Source organism: Micromonospora sp. A202 (assembly GCF_006715105.1).
Classification (GTDB): Bacteria; Actinomycetota; Actinomycetes; order Mycobacteriales; family Micromonosporaceae; genus Micromonospora; species Micromonospora zamorensis.
The window spans coordinates 2,529,387-2,550,791 of sequence record NZ_VFMP01000001.1 but is presented as its reverse complement, the minus strand read 5'-3'; the positions used below and the strand labels follow the sequence as shown (position 1 = coordinate 2,550,791).

Sequence of the window (21,405 nt, the reverse complement as noted above, 5' to 3'; positions counted from 1 at the left end):
TCACGGCGTCGGCACCTCGACCTGCCGACGCCGTGGCCGAATGCTGGCCCGGCTGGGACTCACCGCCGACGGCAGCAACACCCGGACGGAGTCAGTCGTCGCGCCCGACACCACGATCGGGCGCGGACATGTCGCCCGTCCGGGGTGTGCCGTCGGCGATCCCGTAGCGCAGATGGACGGTGCCCTTCGGACTCGCGACCGGCGGTTCGAGGAGCGTGAGGTTGGTGGGCACCGCGCCGCCGTCGAACACCTTCTTTCCGACACCGAGCACGATCGGGTGCACCCACAGGTCGAGTCGGTCGAAGAGTTGCTCGCGCAGCAGGGTCTGCACCAGGTTCAGGCTGCCGACGACCTTGATGTGCTGGTGCCGGTCACGGATCTCGCGCACCGCGCCCGCCAGATCCGGGCCGAGCTGTGTGGAGCCGGCCCAGGAGAGGTCGGGTGCGCCCCGGGAGGCCACGTACTTGGGGATGCGGTTGAAGAGGCTGGCGATGGCGTTGTCCTCGCCGCCCTCCTGGTGCGGCCAGTAGGCGGCGAAGATGTCGTAGGTCCGCCGACCGAGCAGCAGGGCGTCCGTGCCCTCGTACGCGGCGGCGACCTGCGCCCCGGCGACCTCGTCGAGCAGGGGCGCCTGCCAACCGCCGAACGCGAACCCCTCCGGGTCTTCCTCGGGGCCGCCAGGCGACTGCCCGACCAGGTCGAGGGTGGCGAACAGCTCGATGTGGATGAGGCCCATGCCCTGCTCCCGATGATTTCGTCGGCCGGCCGGAAGGTGGACCAGCGGCTCACCAGCACACCGGTCCGGGACGCCGCACCGGCACTTCCCGCTCACGATAGACCAGGGTCCGCGCCCAGCTGCAACTTTGACACAGGCCCTTGGGCGAGCAGGTCGTCCATCAGCTCGCGGACCCGGGCGACGGTCGCGGAGACCGACCGACCGCGCCACACGGCCACCAACGACTCGCGTTGCTCCTCGTCCCCGAGGGCGGCGTTGAGTCGTTCGGCGTCGCCGGGTGGGAAGAACGTCCCGGCGTGTGCGCCGATGCGCGTCGCGAGCGCGAACAACTCGCGAGCCGCCGCCACGTCGCCCCGGTGCGCGGCGAGTTCGGCGCCGCCCTGCGCCCATGCCCCGATGACCGGCAGGTCCCGCGAGGAGAGCGCCTCGTCGCTGGCGAGGGTCAGTGCGGCGGCCACGCGCGCGTCGACGTTCTCTCCCGGCACCGGTCGCACCTGCGCCACCCGCAGGTACAGGACCGCCACCGCGACCCGGAGCATGGCGCGGGGCTGTGGCGGCGGGCCGGTCCAGCCGGCCAGGATGCGGATCACCCCGTCGCCGTACGCCCGGGCCTCGTCGTACCGCTCGCGCTGCCACGCCACGTGGGCCAGCCCGAGACACGCCACCGCGGCGTCCACGGCCTCGGCCTCGCCCGGCGCCGCCGTCTCGACCAGTCGCCGCTCGGCGTCCGGATCGCCGGCCAGGGCGAGCTGCACGTCCAACCGCACCCGGATGGACCGGGCATCCTGCGTGGCACCGATCAGCTCCATGTGGCGGACGCTGCGCGCCAGCCACTCGGCGGACCGCGCACCCTTGCCCGGCACCAGGAACTGCCCGACGGCACCCGCCGCCATCGCCATGCCCCACTGGTCACCGGCCACCTCGAAACGACGGTAGGCCTGCTCGGCGTCGACGATCGACGCCTCGTACATGCCACCGTTCTCCCGGACCGCGGCGCGGGCGAACAGGCCGAGCCCCTGCACGTACGGGTCGGGGTGCCCGACCAGCTCGGCGGTGCCCTTCATGCTCTCCTCCGGGTCGGCGGCGTCGAACAGGGGCAGTGCGGACGCGAGCACGGTCAACCGGGACGACACCTCGTCCGGTCGCTCGGCGAGGACTATCCGAAGTGCCCGGCGGACGAGCACGGCGAGTCGGAGGTCGCCGCTGATGCCGGCGTTGACGCCGATCAACAGGCACATCCAGGCCATCCGGTCGGCGTCGGGCAGCGGTCTGCCGCTGCGGCGGCCGTGCAGGATCGCCGAGCGGAGCCGTCGCTGCGGGTCCTCGACGTGCAGCAGACCCGCCGCCCACCCGGACACCTCCAGGTGCAGTCCACGAACCGTCCAGAGGTGGAACAGGGCGGTGGCGATCTCGACGACGGCCGGCTCGTCGTCCTGCCCGAGTGCCCAGCGCAGACCCGCGAGCAGGTTGTCCTGCTCGTCGGCGCAGCGGGTGAGCGCGTCGATCTGGCCGGGGCCGATGAACTGGTCGGCGAGCGCGACCGCCTGCTCCCGCGCCCACTCGACCAGGCCGTCCATGGCCAGACCCCGTGCACCCACCGCGTCGAGGCGGGCTTCGCCGTACTCACGGACCGTTTCGAGCATGCGGTAGCGCGGTGGACCGTCCCCCTCGACCAGGGTCAACAGGGACTGCTCCACGAGTGTCGCCAGGCCACGACGGACGTCCGGGGTCTGGGCGACCGCCGCGGCGAGGTCCGCGGTGAACGGCGCGGGGATGACCGCGACACGCTGGAGCAGGTCACGGTCGTCCTCGGCGAGCAACTCCCTGCTCCAGTCGACCATCGCCCACAGGCTCGCGTGCCGCTCCGGCAGGCCGCGCAGGGCGTCGTCGAGCAGCGCGAAGCGGTCGCTCAGACCGGCGAGGACGTCGTCGATCGGCATGCTGCGCAGTCGCGCGGCGGCGAGTTCGAGCGCCAGCGGCAGGTTGTCGAGCCGGTGGCACAGTGCGAGTGCCCGCGTCGTGTCCCAGGTGGGCACCGCGCCACCGGCCCTCGCCCGAGTCTCGATCAGGGCGAGCGCGTCGCTGTCCGGCAGGGCGGTCAGCCGGTGGACCAGTTCGCCGGCGAGGCCCAGCGGTGCCCGGCTCGTCGCGAGCACTGTGACCTCGGGCGAGGTCACCGCGACCAGGTCCGCGACGACGGTGGCCACCGCGTCGAGGACGTGTTCGCAGTTGTCCAGCACGACCAACCCGTCGAGGTCGGGGGCCACGGCGCGAAGCCGTTCCTCGGGGCTGAGCACGCGCCGCTCCAGGCCCAGGTTGCCGCCGGTCGCCGACGTGTCCGCGCCCCCGAGGGCCGCGAGCACCGTGGGCAGCACCTCGTCGGACGAGCGCAGGCCGGCCAGTTCGATCACGCGTACCGACCGCCCGGCCGCCGCCGTGCGACGCGTCACCTCGGCGGCAAGACGGGTCTTGCCCGCGCCGCCGGCTGCCACGATCGTCACCAGAGGCGCGTCGGCGAGCCCTTCCACCACGGCCGCGACGTCGCGTTCCCTGCCGACGAGGGCGGTCATCGGCCGGCGCCACGCGGCGGGCAGGGCGATCCGCATCGGCTGCCGGGGCGAGGGCTCGACGGCCGGGGTGGTCAACTCGCCGCGCAGCAGCGCCAGGTGGACCTGTGTGATCACGGGTGACGGGTCGGTGCCGTACCGGTCGGCGAGTTCGGCCCGGAGTCTCTCCACCACCTCCAGCGCCTCCGCCTCCCGCCCCTGAGCGGCGAGGACCCGGACGAGCAGGGCGGCGGAGGGCTCGTCCGGCGGTGTACGCGCGACGAGCCGACCCAGGTCGACCTCGTCGAACGGGCCCGCGCCGGCGAGTGCCGCCTGTGCGCGCAGCGCGGCGACGTCCGCGAACAGGCGGGTGTCCTCTGTGGTGTCGAGTTCGGGGACCTCGGGGAACAGGGCTCGCGCCTGATCGGCAGTGCTGCGGGCGGCACCGGCGTCGCCCGCCTGGAGCGCGGCGCGCGCCCGGTCGACGATCGCGCGCGCCTCGACCGCGTCGACGGTGATCTCGTCGGCGGGCAGCCGGTATCCGCCCGGCACCGCGACCACGGGCAGACCGAGACGACGTACCCGGGACACGAGCGCCTGGACGGCGCCGGTCGCGTCGTCGGGTGGCGCGCCGTCCCACACGGCGTCCATGAGCAGACTCGTCGACACCGCCCGTCCACGCGCGTCGACGAGCGCGCGGATCACCGCGGCGAGCCGTTCACCCCGGACCGGTCGGCCGTCGACGGCGAGTGGGCCGAGGGTCGTGATCTGCACGGAACCAGCATCCCCCACGCGTGCACGGACCCGACCACCGACGCTCTCCCTGCGGACCACGACCCCGGGACCGGCTTGACACGTGGGTATTTCCTTAGGTTAGCCTCACCTAATGCAGAGCGAGTTGGCGTCGGCCAACGGGGAGCGCAGCCTGTCCGGCGTCGACCTCCGTCTGGGCTACCACGGTGTGCCGGTGGTGCACGGTGCCATGATCAACCTTCGTGCGGGTGCCGTGACCGCGCTGGTGGGGCCCAACGGAAGCGGCAAGTCCACCCTGCTGCGGGCCCTGGCCCGCCTGCACCCGATCCAGTCCGGCACGGTCCACCTCGCCGACGGCGTCACCGCCGCCAGCCTCCCGTCCCGGGAGTTCGCCCGTCGGGTCACGCTGCTCGCCCAGAGCCGGCCGGTGCCCAGCGGGGTCACCGTCCACGACGTCGTGGGATACGGCCGCCACCCCTACCGAGGGCGCTGGCGCGCGGAGGATCCGAACGGTCCGGCGGCCATCGCCCGCGCCATGGACGTCACCGGCGTCGCCACGATGGCCGATCGACCCGTCGACGAGCTGTCCGGCGGCGAGTTGCAGCGGGTGTGGCTGGCCACCTGCCTGGCCCAGGACACCCCGGTGCTGCTGCTCGACGAGCCCACCACGTTCCTCGACCTGCGCTACCAGGTGGAGATCCTCGACCTGGTCCGTGACCTCGCGGACGACCACGACGTCGCCGTCGGCGTCGTGCTGCACGACCTCAACCAGGCAGCCGCCGTGGCCGACGAGGTGGTCCTGCTGCAACAGGGCCGGGTGCGCGCCACCGGCACCCCCGCGGCGGTCTTCACCGAGGACGCCCTCACCGAGACCTACGGGATCCGCATCGAGGTGACCACCGATCCGATCACCGGACTGGTCACCACCCGCCCGGTCGGGCGGCACGCGATCCGCGCCCTGGTCTGAACACCCCTCATCCCCAGCAGAGAAAGACCGTCATGACCCGTACCCGTTTCACCGCCCTCCTCGCCGTCGTCGCCGCGCTGACGCTCGGCGCCTGCGGCACCACCGAGAACGCCGCGACCCCCGAGACCTCCTCCTCGGCGGCCGGCGGCCCGGTCACCCTCACCGACAGCCGCGGCAAGGAGATCACCCTCAAGACTCCGGCGACCAAGGTCGTCGGGCTCGAGTGGGCCGAGGTCGAGATGCTGGTCAGCCTGGGCGTCATGCCCGTCGGCGTCGCCGACCCCAAGGGCTACGGCACCTGGGTCACCTCCGCGAAGCTCGACCCGGGTGTCAAGGACGTCGGTACGCGCGGCGAGCCCAGCGTCGACTCGATCGTCGCCCTCCAGCCCGACCTCATCGTGATGGAGGACGACCGGGGCGCCAACATGGTCAGCCAACTGGAGAAGTACGCCCCCGTCGTGGTCGCCAAGGGCAGTGACGCCACCGACAACCTCGGCCGGATGCGCGCGGACCTCAACATGATCGCGAAGGCCGTCGGCAAGACCACCGAAGCGGAGAAGCTGCTCGCCGACTTCGACGCGGCCATCGCCGACGGCAAGAAGAAGATCGCCGACGCGGGCGCCGCCGGCCGGCCGTTCGCCATCGCCGACGGCTGGAAGGAGGGCAGCACCGTCAGCATCCGGATGTTCGGCAAGGGCTCTCTCGTCTCCGAAATCGGCACCCAGCTCGGCCTCGCCAACGCCTGGAACGGCAAGGTCGACGAGGCGTGGGGCCTCGGCCAGACCGACGTCGAGGGCATGACGGTCCTCAAGGACCCGAACCTGCGCTTCTTCTACAACGCCTCCGACGGCGACGACGTGTTCGCCGACGGTCTCGCCGGCAACGCCATCTGGAAGTCGCTGCCCTTCGTCCAGAAGGGCAACGTGCGCAAGCTGCCCAACGGCATGTGGACCTTCGGCGGCCCGCTGTCCGGCAAGCAGTACATCGACGAACTCGTCAAGACGTACGCGGTGTGAGCGTGCTGAGCGCACCCCCACGTCCGGAGCCGGCCACCCGGCCGGCTCCGGGCGGACGCCTGGCCGTACCCCGCGTCGCCGCTGTCTTCGTCGCCGCGATCCTGCTGCTGCTCGTGGTGGGCGCGGTGCACCTGACCCAGGGCACCTCGACGGTCGGCGCCCTCGACCTGCTGCGGCTGGCGACGGGCGCCGACGACGAGGCGGCCCGCGTCCTGCTCGCCTCCCGATTGCCCCGGCTGCTCGCCGGGTTGGCCATCGGCGTCGCGCTCGGGTTCGCCGGCGCCGCGTTGCAGTCGATCGCCCGCAACCCACTCGCGTCCCCCGACACCCTCGCTGTCAACGCGGGCGCCCACCTGGCGATCGTCGCCGTGGCCGCGTTCGGCGTCTCGCTGCCCGCGCTGCCCGCCGGTGGCCTCGCCTTCTGCGGAGGGCTCGCCGCCGCCGGCCTGGTGATGGCGATGTCCTCCGGTGGCCAGGCCGGCACCACCCGACTCATCCTCGCCGGCTCGGCGACCGCGCTGGCCCTCGGGTCGGTGACGACCCTGCTGCTGCTCCTGTTCGAGCAGGCCACCATCGGTCTGTTCGCCTGGGGAAACGGCTCGCTGGTGCAGAGCGACCTGACGGCGCTGACCCAGTTGGCCCCGGTGATCGTCGGCGCCGTCGTGGTGCTGATGCTGCTCGGGCACCGGCTCGACATCCTCGCCCTCGGCGACGACACCGCCACCGTGCTCGGCCTCAACGTGCGGCGCACCCGGCTCACCGTCATGGTGCTGGCCGTGCTGCTGTCCGCCGCGGCCGTCACCCTCACCGGCCCGGTCGGTTTCGTCGGCCTGTGCGCCCCGGTGATCGTCCGGCTGCTCGCCCCCGTGGTGCCGGGGGTGCACCGGCACCGGATCCTGCTGCCGTTGTCCGGCATCGCCGGGGTCATCATCGTCCTCGGCTCCGACGTGCTGCTGCGCGCCGTGATGGGCGGGCAGGCCGGTGTCGACATTCCCACCGGCGTGGTCACCACCCTGTTCGGCGCGGCGATCCTCATCTGGCTGGCCCGCCGGCACCGCGACGCGGGCCCCACCCGCCGCCCGCCCGGCGGGCACGCGGCCGTCCGCTCCGCCGCCTTCCACCGCAGCGTCCTCACCGTCACCGCCGTACTGACCGTCGGGGCCGTGGCGGTCGGCATGCTCGCCGGTGACACCTGGGTGCTGCTCGGTGACGTGCTGAACTGGCTCAACGGCAGCACCGGGCCCGCGTACACCTTTGTGCTGGACCAGCGGTGGCCGCGCGTCGCCGCAGCGGTCCTGGCCGGCGCGGCGCTGGCGGTTGCCGGCACCACCGTGCAGGCGGTCTGCCGCAACCCGCTGGCCGAACCCGGCATCCTCGGCATCACCGCCGGCGCCGGGCTGGGGGCCGTCTCACTGCTCACCTTCGTGCCGCTGGCCGGGGTGTGGGCCGTCTCCGGTGTCGCCGGGCTCGGCGCGATGCTGGCCTTCGCCCTGGTGTACGGCTTGGCCTGGCGCGGCGGACTGAGCTCCGACCGGCTGGTGCTGATCGGCTTCGGCGCCTGGCAGGGCGGCATGGCGGTCATCACCTACCTGGTCGTCGCCTTCGACCCGTGGAACACCGGCAAGGCGTTGACCTGGCTGTCCGGCTCCACCTACGGTCGGATGCCCACCCAGGTGCTGCCGGTGCTGATCGCCCTGCTGGTGCTCACCCCGGCCGTCGTCGCCGCCCGTCGCGAACTCGACCTGATGGCGCTGGACGACGACACTCCCCGGGTCCTGGGAGTCCCCCTGGAACGCACCCGTCTGATCGCGCTCGGCGCGGCGGCGCTGCTCACCTCCACCGCTGTCTCGGCCGTCGGGGTCATCGGCTTCGTCGGGCTGGTCGCCCCGCACGCCGCCCGGGCGCTCGTCGGTGGCCGGCACTCCCGGGTGCTCCCGGTGGCCGCGCTGCTCGGCGCGGCGCTGGTCAGCATCGCCGACACCGTCGGCCGGACGCTCATCGCTCCGGCCCAGATTCCCGCCGGCCTGGTCACCGCCATGATCGGCGCCCCGTACTTCGTCTGGCTGCTGTGGCGGTCACGCGCAAAGACGACCAACACCCGGTAGACGCCGGACCGAACCCGGAGAGGCACCCATGACCAACACCCTGCCCATCGCCCCGTGGCGCGTGTTCACCGTCACCGTCCGTGCGGTACGCCGGCTCAGCCCGTCCTTCCTCCGGGTGACCTTCACCGGAGTGGACCTCGACCGCTTCGCCGACAACGGCTACGACCAGCGCATCAAGTTGGCGCTGCCGCTGCCCGACCAGCGCGGGGTGGATTTCCCGGAGGGGGCGGACTGGTACGCGCAGTGGCGGGCGCTGCCCGAGCACCGGCGTAACCCGATCCGCACCTACACCGTGCGGGCCGTTCGACCGCACCTGGCCGAGGTCGACGTCGACCTGGTGCTGCACGGTGACGGCGGGCCGGCGACACGCTGGGCGCGGCGGGTGGGCGCCGGCGACCAGATCGCCATCGTCGGGCCGGACTCCGGCTACGACGGCAACCACGGCGGGGTCGAGTTCCGACCGTCGGACGGGAGCTGCCTGCTGCTGGCCGGGGACGAGACCGCCGTGCCGGCGATCGGCAGCATCTGCGAGCGACTCCCCCTCGACACCCGGGGCGTGGTTCTGCTGGAGGTGCCCCACGCCGACGACGTGCTGCCGCTGGTGGCGCCCCCCGGCGTCGAGGTCCGCTGGATGACCCGGGGTGTCGACGGGTACGGCAGCCGGCTGGTGCCCGCCGTCGCCGCCGCGGCCGACCAACTGCTGGTGCCCCGCGCGTCGGCGACCAGGCAGCCCGTCCCGGACGTGGACGTGGACACCGAGATCCTCTGGGAGGTGCCCGAGGAGGTGGCCACGGCGCCGCTGTACGCGTGGCTGGCCGGGGAGGCCGGCGTCATCCGCACACTGCGCCGGCACCTGGTCGCCGAGCGAGGTCTGGACCGGCGGGCGGTGGCCTTCATGGGCTACTGGCGCCTCGGCCACGCCGACGCCAACTGACGCACGAGGTGCGTCGCGGGCCGCACGGTGCGTACAGTTTCGGGTCGGACTTGGGGCGAGCCGGCTGGATCCGGCACGGGATACGGGACGAGACAAAGACGCATGACGGTGGACAACATTACCGAAAACGGTCAGGACGGCATTGACCGAAGCCGGCTGGAGGCCTGCCTCAGCGTCTTCGAGGCGTTGGAGGCGCTGCCCTCCGACCATCCCGACGTGGTGCGGGTGCAGCGGGCCACCGCGCGGCTCTACAAGGTGATCAAGCAGAGGCGACGCGAGGAACGGCGGGACGCCATCCTCGCCGCCGACCGGGCGGTGACGGAGGCCACCGCCACCGGCGCTCCGGGACGCATCGACGACGAGACCCAGGGCATCCCGCTCGCCACCTCCGTCGCGGGCGAGACGGCGGGCTTCCTGCACAACCCACGCGGCTGCTATGTCTGCAAGCAGCGCTACCGCGAGGTGGACGCCTTCTACCATCAGCTCTGCCCGTCCTGCGCCGCGCTCAACCGGGAGCGCCGCGACGCCCGTACCGACCTGACCGGGCGGCGCGCCCTGCTCACCGGCGGCCGGGCCAAGATCGGCATGTACATCGCTCTGCGGCTGCTGCGCGACGGCGCCCACACGACGGTGACCACGCGGTTTCCGCACGACGCGGTCCGCCGGTTTGCCGCGATGCCCGACAGCGGGGACTGGCTGCACCGCCTGCGCATCGTCGGGATCGACCTGCGCGACCCCGCCCAGGTGATCGCCCTCGCCGACTCGGTCAGCAGCCAGGGCCCCCTCGACATCCTGATCAACAACGCGGCGCAGACCGTCCGCCGCTCCCCCGGGGCGTACGCGCAGCTCATCGCCGCGGAGGCAGCGGCCCTGCCGGACGGCCCGCTGCCGGAGCTGATCACCTTTGCCAAGCCGGACGGCCAGGGCGGCCCGGTGGGGAGCCTGACCGCCGCGCCCCAGTCGACGGCGCTCACCCCGCACGCGCTCACCGCACTGGCGCTCACCAGCGGTTCCGCCTCGCCGGAGCGCATCGCGGCGTCCACTGCCATCGACGCCGGTGGCCTCGTACCGGACCTCGACTCGGTCAACAGCTGGGTCCAGCGGGTGCAGGAGGTGGACCCGGTCGAGTTGCTCGAAGTGCAACTGTGCAACGTCACCGCGCCGTTCGTGCTGGTCAGCCGGCTGCGCCCGGCGATGGCCGCGGCGGCGGCCCGCCGCAAGTACGTGGTGAACGTGTCGGCGATGGAGGGCCAGTTCGGCCGGGGCTACAAGGGGCCGGGGCACCCGCATACCAACATGGCCAAGGCCGCGCTGAACATGCTGACCCGCACCAGCGCCGAGGAGATGCTGACCGACGGCATCCTGATGACCAGCGTCGACACCGGCTGGATCACCGACGAACGCCCCCACCCGACGAAGATGCGACTGGCCGACGAGGGCTTCCACGCCCCACTGGACCTGGTCGATGGCGCGGCCCGGGTGTACGACCCGATCGTCCGCGGCGAGCTGGGCGAGGACCTGTACGGCTGTTTCCTGAAGGACTACGCGCCCTGCGCCTGGTGATCGCCCCGCGCCTGGTGATCCGCCCCGTTCGACGAGGAGAAGAAACATGTCAACTGACCGTGACGCGTGGCCGACCCTGGACGAGCTGCTACGCGAGGAGGGCGAGCTGGAACTCGCGGGCCTGTCCGAGACGGACGCGTACGAGCTGGGGATGCTCGCCGTCACTGCCGCGACCGAGCAGCGGCTGCCGGTCTCGGTCGGGGTGTGGCGGGCCGGGCGCCAACTGTTCCACTGTGGCCTGCCGGGGTCGACGGCCGACAACGACGCGTGGCTGCGCCGCAAGGGTCGGGTCGTGATGCGGTTCGAGCACTCGTCGCTGTACATGGCCCGGTTGTGCCAGGACAAGCAGGTGACGTTGGCCGAGAGGTACGGCCTGCCGGCCTCGCGGTACGCGGCGGCCGGTGGCGCGGTGCCGCTGCGCGTCCGTGGCACCGGCGTGGTGGGTTGGGTCGGTGTCTCCGGGCTGCCGCAGCTCGACGACCACCGTTTCGTCGTCGACGTCCTGCGCAAGCTCCCCCGCTAGACGATCGGACCCGGCGGCCTCGTCAGGAGGTCGCCGGGCCGTCAGTGCTCAGGTGCGGGGTCGTCAGCGAGCGCGTCGGTTGGCGCGCAGCGCGCCGAGGAGCACGCCGGGCCGGGCCAGCGCCCGTGGGTGCTCGCGCATGGAGACCACGTCGTTGAACCGGCGGGCGGTCGCCACGTCCGTGACGGTGGCGGCGATGATCTGCCGGCTCGCCCAGCTGGAGATCCGGTAGCCGCGCGGGTAGGGCCCGTCGACGTGGGGCAACGCCAGGTCGGCGGAGGTCGAGATCGACCACGCCGCGTCGACCACGACCTGTTGCAGCGCGAGGAAGTGGTGCGCGGGCGCCCGCAGATCGGGGCCGGACCGCAGATACATCGACAGGCAGGCCGCGTGCAGGGCCGCCGACGTCATCCCCTGCCCGTACACCGGGTTGAACGACGCGACGGCGTCGCCGACGCTGACCAGGCCGGCCGGAAACCGCTTCAGCGCGTGGAAGTCCCGTCGCCGGCTGTCGGCGTGGTGGTAGGTCTGGACGTCGCCGAGCATCTCCTGGTCGGCGAGCTCGCCGAACTCGGGTGGGAACTGCTCCCGCAGACGGCGGACGAAGTCCTCCGCGGTGCGCCCCGGGCGGTTGTCGCCGTAACCGGCCATCATGGCCATCCACCGGCCGTCCTCAATGGCGAAGAACGCGGCCCCGGCCACGTCCAGCCCCATCTTCGGGGTGTGCAGCGCCAGCACGACCGTCGAGGGCGGGGTGACCGCCGGGCGTCGGAACAGGGCGGTCGCGTAATTGAGGTGCGTGGTCATCCGCCGGGTGACCGGCCGGTCCCAGCCGGCCTGCTCCAGCCAGTCCGAGAGTCGGCTCGACCGCCCCATGGCGTCCACCACGAGGTCGCCCCTCTCGACGCCGACGACCCCGCCGACCTCGCAGCGGACACCGGTGACCGCGGCGCCCTCGAACACGAGGCCGGTGGCTCGGGCGGTGACCGTCTTGACGTTGGGCAGCCGCAGCACCTGCTGACGGATCAGCCCCTCCAGCAGCGGCCGGCTGCCCGCCAGGCTGTCGGCGTCGTCGGGGACGACGACCTTCGCGCGGCCGTCGAGGTAGTTGCGCCGGGCTTCGGGTGGCGCCTCGATCGCCCCGTGCGCCAGCGCCTCCTCGCGGAATCCCGGGAAAAGGCGCTCCAGCTGGAGGAGGCCGCCGGGCAGTAGCGCGTGCAGTTGCGTCCCCTGGGGGACGCCGCGCCGCGCGCCGGCCACCTGGGGGTCGTCCCGGTCGATGATGACGACGCTGTCGGCGTGATCGGACAGCACCCGGGCGGCCAGCAGGCCGGCGACGCTGCCACCGACCACGACGGCCGTACCCATCATCGGGGCGGCCTGGTCAGGGGGTCGAGCCGCGTTCAGCTCTGCGAAGACCCGGGATGGGGAGAGGGACATCGTGCTCTCCAAGGGATGCGAGGTGTGTGCCCTCCGCCGTGCCCGCCAGCGTTCGGTGCGCGGTCGGACCGGTGGACGGTCGTTCGGCGTGACGCTCGCCGATCGTCGCACAACCCCACGGTTGTCGACCGACCGTGTCCGGCAGGTGACCACTTGTCGGCCGATGGTATGGACGACATCGACGTTCGGCCGGTCCGGTTGGCATGCGTCAGTGTCAACTGTCACGATCTCCGGCATGCTCGTTGCGCGTCGTACTCTGCTGGGGGTCGGCCTGGCCGCTGCCACCTCCGCCATTGCCGGGTGCGGCGACAGTGGCTCGCCGGACCCGGGTGTGGCCGGTCCCGGTGACGCGGTGACCGCGACCGACGCCGCCGGCAACACTGTGGGTTTCGGCGCGGCGGGAAACGCGACGTCGCCGTCGGGCTCTCCGAGCGCCACCGCGTCCCCGAGCGGCGCCACCGCGCCGGCCGGGCAGGCCCGCTACGCGCAGGACGTGACCGCGCTGCTGCGGCGGCACCTGCCCGCAACACCGCAGACCGTTCAGCACAAGGGCTTTCCCGGTGCTGTCGCTGTCGTCCTGGTCGACGGGAAGACGACTGTGCACACCGCGGTCGGTGAGGCGCTGCGCTACGGCGCGGGCCCCAAGCTGCTCGCGGCGGGCCAACGCGTCGAGATGCGCCCCGACTCCGTCTTCGACCTCGCCTCGGTCACGAAGGTGTACACGGCCATCCTGCTGTTGCAGCAGGTCGACAAGGGACGCGTCGACCTGGGTGCGCAGGTCCGCGACTACCTGCCCGCCTTCACCGGCGCGGGCACCGAGCGGGTCACCGTCGAGATGCTGCTCACCCACACCAGCGGTCTGCCCGTCGGCGCCAAGGTCACCGGGCTCTCCGACAACGCGGCTCGCTGGAACGCCGTGCTCACCACCGGGCTGGTCTCCGGTGCCGTGCCCGGCAACACGTTCCGCTATTCCAGCGTCGGGCTCATGGTCGCCGGCAAGATCGTCGAGAAGGTCACCGGTCAGCGCCTCGACCAGGCGCTCAAGAGCGGCCTCACCGGCCCGCTCGGCCTGCGCGACACCGGCTTCAACCCGAACACCTGGCTGTCCGGCAGCGCGAAGGCCGGTCGTCTCGTCGCCACCGACGCCCGCTCGTCGCGGGGTCTGCTCCGGGGCACCGTCCACGACGACGTCGCCAACCACCTCGGCGGTGTGGCGGGCCACGCCGGCATCTTCGCCACCGCCACCGACCTGGCGGCGATCGGTCAGATGCTCCTCGACGGGGGCACTTACCAGGGCAAGCGGGTCCTCTCGGCGGCGACCGTACGCCGGATGCTCACCAACCAGAACTCCGGGAAGCGCGCCGTCGACCCGGAGCGGCCCAATCGGACCGCCGCCCACGGTCTGGGAGTGGTGCTCAACCAGAGCTGGTTCATGGGTCGGCTCGCCTCGGCCCGGACGTTCGGCCACACCGGTTTCGCCGGCCCCTCGCTCCTGGTCGACCCGGGCCGCAGACTCGTCCTGGCCCTGCTCACCAACCGCGCGCATCCCAACTGGAGCTGGGCGAACCCCGACCCGGTCCGCGCCGCCGTCGGCGACCTGCTCGCCAAAGAGGTCAGCTGACCGAGGAAGGTGTGGACCGCCGCGCCTCACCCTGACACGATACTTGCGCTAACAGTGCACATACTTTGTCGCTCAGGGTGGAGGACCGATGCACACGTTCCGCCGGAGACTGCTCTGCGTGCTGGCCGGAGGCGCCCTCGCGGTCGGCTTGTCCGTCGCCCCCGTTCCGCTCGCCGCCGCCGACGCCGCAGCCACGCCGACGTACCGCCCAGTGATCTTCGTGCACGGCAGCGCCGGGTCGGCCTCGCAGTTCCAGACCCAGGCCAAACGACTCGCCAGCAACGGCTACCCGATCGACATGATCGAGGCCCACGAGTACGACTCGCCGAACATCGCCACGATCCTCCCCCAGGTGTACGCGGGGCTCGACGCGCGGATCTCCCGCCTGCTGGCGACGACCGGCGCGGACCGGGTCGACCTGCTCGCGCACTCCCTGGGCACCTTCGTCCTGCAGGCTTACCTCGCCAGCTCACCGGCGCGTGCCGCCCGGGTCGCGCACTACGTCAACCTGGACGGGCGCACCGCGACGTCCCCGCCGGGCGGTGTGCCCACGCTCGCGATCTGGGGTGAGGGCGATCCGGCCCGCGCCATCGTCGGTGCGACGAACGTGCACCTCCCGGACCAGTCCCACACGCAGACCGTGTCGTCGGCGGAGTCGTTCGGCGAGATCTTCCGCTTCCTTCAGGGTCGCGCCCCACACACCACACGGATCGTGCCGCAACTCTTCGGCACGGCCCAGGTCTCCGGTCGCGCGGTGCTCTTCCCGAGCAACGTCGGCGTCACCGACGCCACCCTGGAGGTCTACCCGGTCAACTCGCTGACCGGTGGTCGATTGTCGGACCGGCCCACTCATCGGCTGCCCCTGACTGGCGACGGCGCGTTCGGTCCCGTCCCGGTGCTCGCCACTGCCCGCTACGAGTTCGCGATCGTGCGCGCCGGCGCGCCGACGCACCACTTCTACGCCCAGCCGTTCCTCCGCTCGGACTCGTTCGTCCGCCTGGCGACCAGCATTCCCGGCGAGGGGCTCGGCGCGCTCGTGGACACCAGCGACCGGCACACCGCGCTGACGATCCAACGCCAGAAGGAGTGGTGGGGCGACCAGGGCGACGCCGGTGACAACCTCTGGATCAACGGCCGGGATGCCCTGAACGCGGCGAACACGCCGCGGGTCAAGCGGACGATCGCCATCTTCGCGTTCGACGACGACAGCGACGGCGTGACCGATCTGACCGCTCCCCTGCCGGAGTTCTTCAGCCAGACCTTCATCACCGGCGTGGACCTGTTCATCCCGTCGACGCCGGCGCACCTCGGCCTGGTGCGGATCACAGTGGGTCAACGCGGCGGCGGGTACGACGTGATCAACCTGCCGAACTGGAGATCGAGTGCCCATCGCGTGACGGTCAGCGTCGACGACTTCTGACCCCCGGCCGCGGGCGGCCCGGCCACGTCAGCTCCCGACGGTGGCCGGGACCCGCTCACGCGTACGGCGTCCGACGGCGAAACTGACCATCCCCAGGGCCAGCCCGACGATCGCCAGGACGACGCCCACCCGGGCCGGCGCGAGGTAACCGAGCCCCGCGGCGATGGCGACGCTGCCCAGGGCCGCGCCCAGACTGTTCGCGATGTTCATGGCGGACTGGTTGAGCGCCGCGCCCATCATCTGCGCTCGGGGGGCGACCGTGATCAGGCGCGCCTGGAGGACCGGCCCGAGATAGAGGCTTGTCGCGCCGACCAGGAACGCGCCGACGAAAAGGCCGACGCGAGTCGACGCGACGAGGCTGAACGCGGCGATGCTCACGGTCATCGCGACGAAGCCGATGACCATGCTCCGTTGCAGGTCACGGTCGGCGAACCAGCCACCCAGGGCATTTCCCACGGTCATGCCGAGCCCCACCGCGACCAGAGCCCACGGCACCGTCGTGGCCGAGAGGCCGGCCACGTCAGTGGTGACCGGGGCGATGTAGGTGTTGACCGCGAAGAACCCGGCAAACCCGACCGCCCCCGTCGCCGCGACCAGCCAGACCTGCGAGGACCGCAGCGACCTCAGCTCGGCCGCCGGCGAGCCGTCGACCGTCGCGGCGACCTCCGGCACGACCGCCAGCACCGCCAGCAGCGTGAGCACGAAGACACCGGCGATGACCAGGTACGCGACGCGCCAGTCGGCCGCCTGCCCGAGCCGGGTGATGAGGGGTACGCCGACCACGTTGCTCACGGTCAGGCCGCTGAGCACTGTGGCGAAGCCACGGGCCTCGTTGCCGGGGCCCATCAGGGTCGCCGCGAGCAGACCGGCCGCCCCGAAGTACGCCCCGTGCGGCAACGCCGCCGCGAACCGGGCCACCAGCACCAGGTCGAAGGTGGGTGCGATCGCGGAGGCGACAGTGCCGACGGCGAAGAGCGCGAGCAAACCGAGCACGAGCTTCTTGCGGGGCAGGCGGGCGCTCAGCGCGGCGATCAGGGGCGCGCCCACGACCACGCCGAGGGCGTACGCGGTGATCGTCCATCCCGCTCGGGCGACCGCGTCCGAGGACGACCGGGCGTACTCCTGCGGGAGCAGGCCGCGCGCGATGTCGGGCAGCAGGCCCATCGCCGCGAATTCGGTCAGGCCGATCGCGACGCCACCCATTGCCAGCGCGGCCAACGCCGCCACCCGTCGACCTCTGCTCAACTCGATCACCGAAAAAATTTAGCAACAGCGTTGCGTAATAGGCTGGTGAGATGACCCGCATCACTGCTGACGTGAGCTTCCTGCGCGGCTACAACCAGGCACGGGTCATGGCACTGGGGCGCGCCGTGCGAACGTTCGAGCGGTCGACCGTGGTCGAGGCCACCGGGCTGACACCCCAGGCGGTCTCCAAGGTCATCGCCCGCCTGAGCGCCGACGGCCTGATCCGTCCCGCCGGTGTGCGCCGCACGGGCATCGGCAAGCCCGCGGTCGTCTACGAACTCGTCCCCGACAGCCGGTACGCGATCGGCGCGCACGTGGCCCGGCGCACCCTGCGGCTGGTCCTGGTCGACCTGGCCGGCACCGTGCACCACTCGACGGTCAGCCCACTGCCCGGCGACTTCACCCCGGAGCAGCTTCTCGACGCCCTGACGACCGGCATCGACGCGATGACCGGCAGCAGCGACGTCCGGGGCCGGCTCACCGGGGTGGGCATCGGCATGATCGGCCCGCTGGACCACGCCCACGGCCTGGTCCGTGACGCCCACGGCCTGCGGCACTGGCACGACGTACCGCTGCGCGAGATCGCCGAGAAACGCCTCGGCCTGCCCGTCCACCTCGACAAGGACGTCACCGCCGGGATCACGGCCGAGGCCTGGCGCCACGGCGCCACGTTCGGCGACGCGGCACTCATCATGATCGAGTCCGGCATCGGTGGCGGATTCTGGCTGGGCGGCACGGCCCACCGGGGCGCGCACACCAACGCGGGCGAATTCGGCCACACGGTCGTCGACCTGAACGGACCTCGCTGCGTCTGCGGTCGCCACGGGTGCCTGGAGATCGTGCACAACCAGGCCGCCGAGGCCGGAGACATCGACCGGGCCGCCCGCGTCGTGGCGGTGGGCGTGGTCAACCTGCTCCAGACACTCGACCTCGCCCACGTGGTGCTGGCGGGCGCGGATCTCCTACGTCATTCGCGGACCTATCTCGCGGCGGTCACCGAGGCGGTCCAGGCCGACGCGCGACGCGCGGACTGGCTCACCACGAAGGTGACCCTGTCCAGCCTCGGCGCCGACGTCATCGCCGCGGGCGCCGCCGTGCAGGTCCTCGACCAGCACTACGGCGTGCCGGAACTCGCCCCGGCCTGAGCCCGACCACCGACTCGGCCGGATCGTCGCTCACTGGCAGACGCGCCACTCACCGTCCTCCTTGACCAGCACCATGGTCTGGGTCATCCGTGCACCCGTGGCCTCCTGGACCATCTCGACGGTCGAGGTCCCGGTGACCCGCCCGTTGGAGTTGTTGACGTACACACCGACGATCTCGTAACTGCCGATCTTCAACTGGGCGGCCTGGATCCGGGCGAAATCGGCCTGCGTCATGGTCTCGCGTATCTCCCCGCACAGCCGCCCGTACGCGGCCGGGTAGTTGCCGGCCCGCACGTCGTCGATGTACGCAGCCGTGGCCACCCGGACCGGTTTGACGGCGTCCTTGATAGAGCGGTAGAACCAGAACCCGCCGCAGACGCCGACAACGCAGCACACCGTCAACACCACGCCGACGACGATCAGGACGGTACGAGTCGTCCGGTTGGGCTTCCGGCTGGGAACCATCATCGGCTCGTACGTCATGACCCGGAGGGTAGGGACGTCCGGCAAGTGCGTTGAGTCTGTCGGACACCTGCCGGTTCAGCCGCCGGAGGCGGAGGGACCGGACCTCGGCGAGCCGCCGCCGACCGCGTCCGCGTGCGGCACCGGGGTCGGAGCCGGTCGAAGAGCGGCGGGTACCGGCAGTGCGCTGCCCTTGACGAACTGCTCCCAGCTGGTGTTCCAGGCCGTCCACCCGTTGCCCGGTTGCAGCCGGACCTCGGTGCCGGTGAAGGTGACCAGATCACCGACCTGCGTGACGCCCATCAGCCAGTCGGCGGCGGCAGCCGAGACGTTGGTGCAGCCGTGCGACACGTTGCGGTGTCCCTGATCCGACACCGACCAGGGCGCTCCGTGGATGAACTCGCCGCCCCAGGTGAGCCGTTGGGCGTCCTGGACGTCCACCACGTAACCGCCGTTCGGCTCGCCGCGCGTGTCGAACCTGGTGCGCTGGTGCTTCTCCATGATCACCATCTTGCCGCTGGAGGTCGGGGTGCTCGGCTTGCCGAGGCTGACGGGGATCCTGCGGATCAGCTTGCCGTCGCGCAGCACGCGCATCTGCTTGGTGGCGTTGTCGACCTCGATCGCCACCTGCCGCCCGATCATGGACGTCGCGGTGCGGTCGGCGTCACCGACCCGGTTCCGGCCGATCGGCAGACCCTCCAGACCGGCCCGGACGCTGATGGTCGTGCCCGGCCGCCAGAAGTCCGGAGCGCGGTAGTAGACCTGACTGCCGTCGTCCACCCAGGACCAGACACCCGGCTGCGGTGGGTTCGTGGTGACGAACAACCGACGCTGCACATCGGCACGAGCCGCCTTGGCGATGGGCGGATCGAAAGCGAGGGTCACCGGCATCGCCGTGCCGTACGTCCGTTTGTCGGCGAAATACAGCGTGCTGGTCACCTGCGGCTTCGTCGACGTCGCCATGGTGGTGAAGGTCGTCGTGCGGGTGGTGGTCCCCCCGGAGTCGCCGGTGGCGGTCACCTCGGCCGTGTAGGTGCGCTGGGGCTGCAACGGCACGGTCGGCACCCACGCCGAGCCGTCCTCCCGCGGCTGCGCCCTGACCAACATCCCGTTGTCATCGGCGATACGCACGGCGGTGATCTTCCCGCCCTTGACGAGCACCGCGACCTCGGCGCTGAGCGGCACGTTCCGGGACCGGTCAGCGGGCGTGAGGGTCAGCTCCGGCGACGGCACCTTCCGTTCGGCGGGCCGGGCGGCGGGCTTCCGCTCGACGGTGCATCCGCCGAGGACCAGAGGTGTCGCCGCGACGGTCACCACCACGAGCTCCATTCGCCTTCGTAAACCCATCGAACGTCTCCCGGCTCTACGTGCTTTCCGGCCGCAATTCTCTCCGCGTCCACGGCACCGCGCCCTGTTTTTCGGAAATCACGAAGCGAAGGTGGGAAGGCGCAGCCGCACATCACCCGGCCGGGGTTCGTCGCCGCTGTCCGCCTTTCGTGACAAGACGCGGTGCCGGTCGACGCGGGGTGCCCGCCATCAACTCGTCGCGGCCCGGCACCCAGGACGCCCAGAAAAGTGGAGTGCCGCCGGAGTCGCCGATTACAGTTTTTGGAGAAGAATCACGGAAATGAGATTGAATCGACAGCGCGGCGGCTCCGCAAAACTGACCAGGCAATTGCTGAGCGATATTTAAGGCAGATTTAATCGTTGCGGTTGCGAACGAACAGGTGGGCGACTCGTACTCTTCCTTCTCGGAAGAATGGTGCGCCCCCCTTGATAAATCTGCGATCCACCCCTCGACACCGTCGTTCCGTTACCGCCCTGCTGCTGATGAGCCTGGCGCTCGCCGGCGGATGCAAGGAGATCCCGGGCACTCCCGGTGCGTCCGGCCCATCCGGCGACACCGGCATCGACTCGTCCGGCCCCGAGGCGCCGACGGACACCGCCCCGGCCGACCCGTCGGTCACGCCGAGCGCTCCGGGCACGTCCGCGACGCCGTCCACCCCGGGCAAGCCGACCACCCCGTCGACCGGCACCGTCCCACCCACCGCGTCCGGGGGCTGGATCACCATCGACGCCGCCGCGCAGGCAGCCGCGACGAAGACGTTCTTCGCGCGCAAACCCAAGGCGGTGACCGGCAACCCGTTCAAGGTCCCCGAGTTCAATGTCGGCTGCAAGACCAGCCACCACAACAGCGACGACCCGATCGTGCTGCCCAAGCTCGTCGGCGGCTCACACAACCACACCTTCTGGGGCAACCGGTCGACCGACGCCAACTCGACCGCCGAGTCGCTGCGGGCGTCGAAGGCGACCACCTGCAACTCGCCGGACGACCAGTCCGCCTACTGGGTGCCGACGATGTACCAGAACGGCAAGGTCGTGGACCCGACGGAGGTGACCGTCTACTACGGTTCCCGGTTGAAGGACCCGAGCCGGACCCAGCCCTTCCCGTTCGGCCTGCGCATGATCACCGGGAACGCCAAGAACCAGGTCGACACCCCGGACAAGCAGGGCAACCACTTCTGGTGCGCCGGCATCGGCGGCGAGATCGGCCGCAGCGCCGACAAGACCTTCCCGGTCTGCGCCAGGACCGCGAACATCGTCCGGCAGATCACCTTCCCGGACTGCTGGGACGGCAGGCACCTGGACAGTCCGGACCACAAGGCGCACATGGCCAACGGTGACCACACCGGGGCCTGCCCGAAGAGCCACCCGGTGCCGGTCCCCTCGGTGTCGTTCGTGATCTCGTACCCGTTGAGCGCGAACACCGACGGCATCACCCTCGCGTCCGGCACGTCGTTCTCCATGCACGCGGACTTCTTCAACGCGTGGAAGGACGAGGCGCTGGCCGCACGGGTGCGCAATTGCCTCGACCAGGGCGTGAAGTGCAACTCGGCCGGCAACTTCTAGCCGATCCGGCACGGCGGCC

General features: G+C 71.6%; 16 protein-coding genes. 10 read left to right on the top strand and 6 right to left on the bottom strand.

The window, feature by feature from the left end:
* Positions 1–91: 91 nt before the first annotated feature.
* Together FBZ33_RS11760 and FBZ33_RS11755 are read right to left on the bottom strand one after the other, a co-directional pair.
* On the bottom strand, positions 92–736 hold the full coding sequence (locus FBZ33_RS11760; RefSeq protein WP_141909056.1) for a dihydrofolate reductase family protein: 645 nt from the start codon (positions 734–736) through the stop codon (positions 92–94).
* Between the two features lie 92 nt (positions 737–828).
* Complete coding sequence (locus tag FBZ33_RS11755; protein ID WP_141909055.1) at positions 829–4,056, bottom strand: BTAD domain-containing putative transcriptional regulator; 3,228 nt, start codon at positions 4,054–4,056, stop codon at positions 829–831.
* A 112-nt stretch (positions 4,057–4,168) separates the two neighbouring features.
* Here FBZ33_RS11755 and FBZ33_RS11750 point away from each other — a divergent pair, with 112 nt between their 5' ends.
* The 6 genes from FBZ33_RS11750 (at position 4,169) to FBZ33_RS11725 (ending at position 11,143) form a co-directional block, all read left to right on the top strand.
* Positions 4,169–5,002, top strand: a complete 834-nt coding sequence (locus FBZ33_RS11750; protein ID WP_141909054.1) for an ABC transporter ATP-binding protein — start codon at positions 4,169–4,171, stop codon at positions 5,000–5,002.
* Positions 5,003–5,034: 32 nt separating this feature from the next.
* Complete coding sequence (locus FBZ33_RS11745; RefSeq protein WP_141909053.1) at positions 5,035–6,018, top strand: ABC transporter substrate-binding protein; 984 nt, start codon at positions 5,035–5,037, stop codon at positions 6,016–6,018.
* 5 nt (positions 6,019–6,023) lie between these two features.
* Positions 6,024–8,123, top strand: coding sequence for an iron ABC transporter permease (locus tag FBZ33_RS11740; protein WP_141912588.1), 2,100 nt, complete (start codon positions 6,024–6,026; stop codon positions 8,121–8,123).
* 28 nt (positions 8,124–8,151) lie between these two features.
* Positions 8,152–9,057 carry a siderophore-interacting protein gene (locus tag FBZ33_RS11735; RefSeq protein ID WP_088947778.1) on the top strand — a complete coding sequence of 302 codons (906 nt, stop codon included), beginning with the start codon at positions 8,152–8,154 and terminating at the stop codon, positions 9,055–9,057.
* 102 nt (positions 9,058–9,159) lie between these two features.
* On the top strand, positions 9,160–10,620 hold the full coding sequence (locus FBZ33_RS11730; RefSeq protein ID WP_088947777.1) for an SDR family NAD(P)-dependent oxidoreductase: 1,461 nt from the start codon (positions 9,160–9,162) through the stop codon (positions 10,618–10,620).
* Between the two features lie 46 nt (positions 10,621–10,666).
* Entirely contained in the window at positions 10,667–11,143 is a 477-nt protein-coding gene (locus tag FBZ33_RS11725) for a heme-degrading domain-containing protein (RefSeq protein WP_088947776.1), read from the top strand.
* Positions 11,144–11,206: 63 nt separating this feature from the next.
* Here FBZ33_RS11725 and FBZ33_RS11720 read toward each other — a convergent pair whose 3' ends face one another.
* Positions 11,207–12,583, bottom strand: coding sequence for an NAD(P)/FAD-dependent oxidoreductase (locus FBZ33_RS11720; RefSeq protein WP_141909052.1), 1,377 nt, complete (start codon positions 12,581–12,583; stop codon positions 11,207–11,209).
* A gap of 235 nt (positions 12,584–12,818) precedes the next feature.
* Between FBZ33_RS11720 and FBZ33_RS11715 the strand changes: the two genes are divergently transcribed.
* Entirely contained in the window at positions 12,819–14,204 is a 1,386-nt protein-coding gene (locus FBZ33_RS11715; RefSeq protein ID WP_141909051.1) for a serine hydrolase, read from the top strand.
* An 88-nt stretch (positions 14,205–14,292) separates the two neighbouring features.
* On the top strand, positions 14,293–15,624 hold the full coding sequence (locus tag FBZ33_RS11710; protein WP_141909050.1) for an alpha/beta fold hydrolase: 1,332 nt from the start codon (positions 14,293–14,295) through the stop codon (positions 15,622–15,624).
* A gap of 27 nt (positions 15,625–15,651) precedes the next feature.
* On the opposite strand, the gene FBZ33_RS11705 is transcribed toward FBZ33_RS11710, so the two are convergent.
* Positions 15,652–16,878: an MFS transporter gene (locus FBZ33_RS11705; protein ID WP_141909049.1), complete on the bottom strand. Its 1,227-nt coding sequence runs from the start codon at positions 16,876–16,878 to the stop codon at positions 15,652–15,654.
* Positions 16,879–16,919: 41 nt separating this feature from the next.
* On the opposite strand from FBZ33_RS11705, the gene FBZ33_RS11700 reads away from it, so the two are divergent.
* The gene (locus FBZ33_RS11700) at positions 16,920–18,014 is read left to right on the top strand and encodes an ROK family transcriptional regulator (RefSeq protein ID WP_141909048.1); all 1,095 of its coding nucleotides are present in this window, start codon (positions 16,920–16,922) and stop codon (positions 18,012–18,014) included.
* A 30-nt stretch (positions 18,015–18,044) separates the two neighbouring features.
* Here the strand turns inward: FBZ33_RS11700 and FBZ33_RS11695 are convergent, their stop codons facing one another.
* Together FBZ33_RS11695 and FBZ33_RS11690 are read right to left on the bottom strand one after the other, a co-directional pair.
* Positions 18,045–18,497 carry a hypothetical protein gene (locus FBZ33_RS11695; protein WP_141909047.1) on the bottom strand — a complete coding sequence of 151 codons (453 nt, stop codon included), beginning with the start codon at positions 18,495–18,497 and terminating at the stop codon, positions 18,045–18,047.
* A 57-nt stretch (positions 18,498–18,554) separates the two neighbouring features.
* On the bottom strand, positions 18,555–19,805 hold the full coding sequence (locus tag FBZ33_RS11690) for an Ig-like domain-containing protein (RefSeq protein WP_185755275.1): 1,251 nt from the start codon (positions 19,803–19,805) through the stop codon (positions 18,555–18,557).
* Positions 19,806–20,306: 501 nt separating this feature from the next.
* Here FBZ33_RS11690 and FBZ33_RS11685 point away from each other — a divergent pair.
* Positions 20,307–21,386 carry a DUF1996 domain-containing protein gene (locus FBZ33_RS11685; protein WP_141909045.1) on the top strand — a complete coding sequence of 360 codons (1,080 nt, stop codon included), beginning with the start codon at positions 20,307–20,309 and terminating at the stop codon, positions 21,384–21,386.
* The last annotated feature ends 19 nt before the right edge of the window (positions 21,387–21,405 follow it).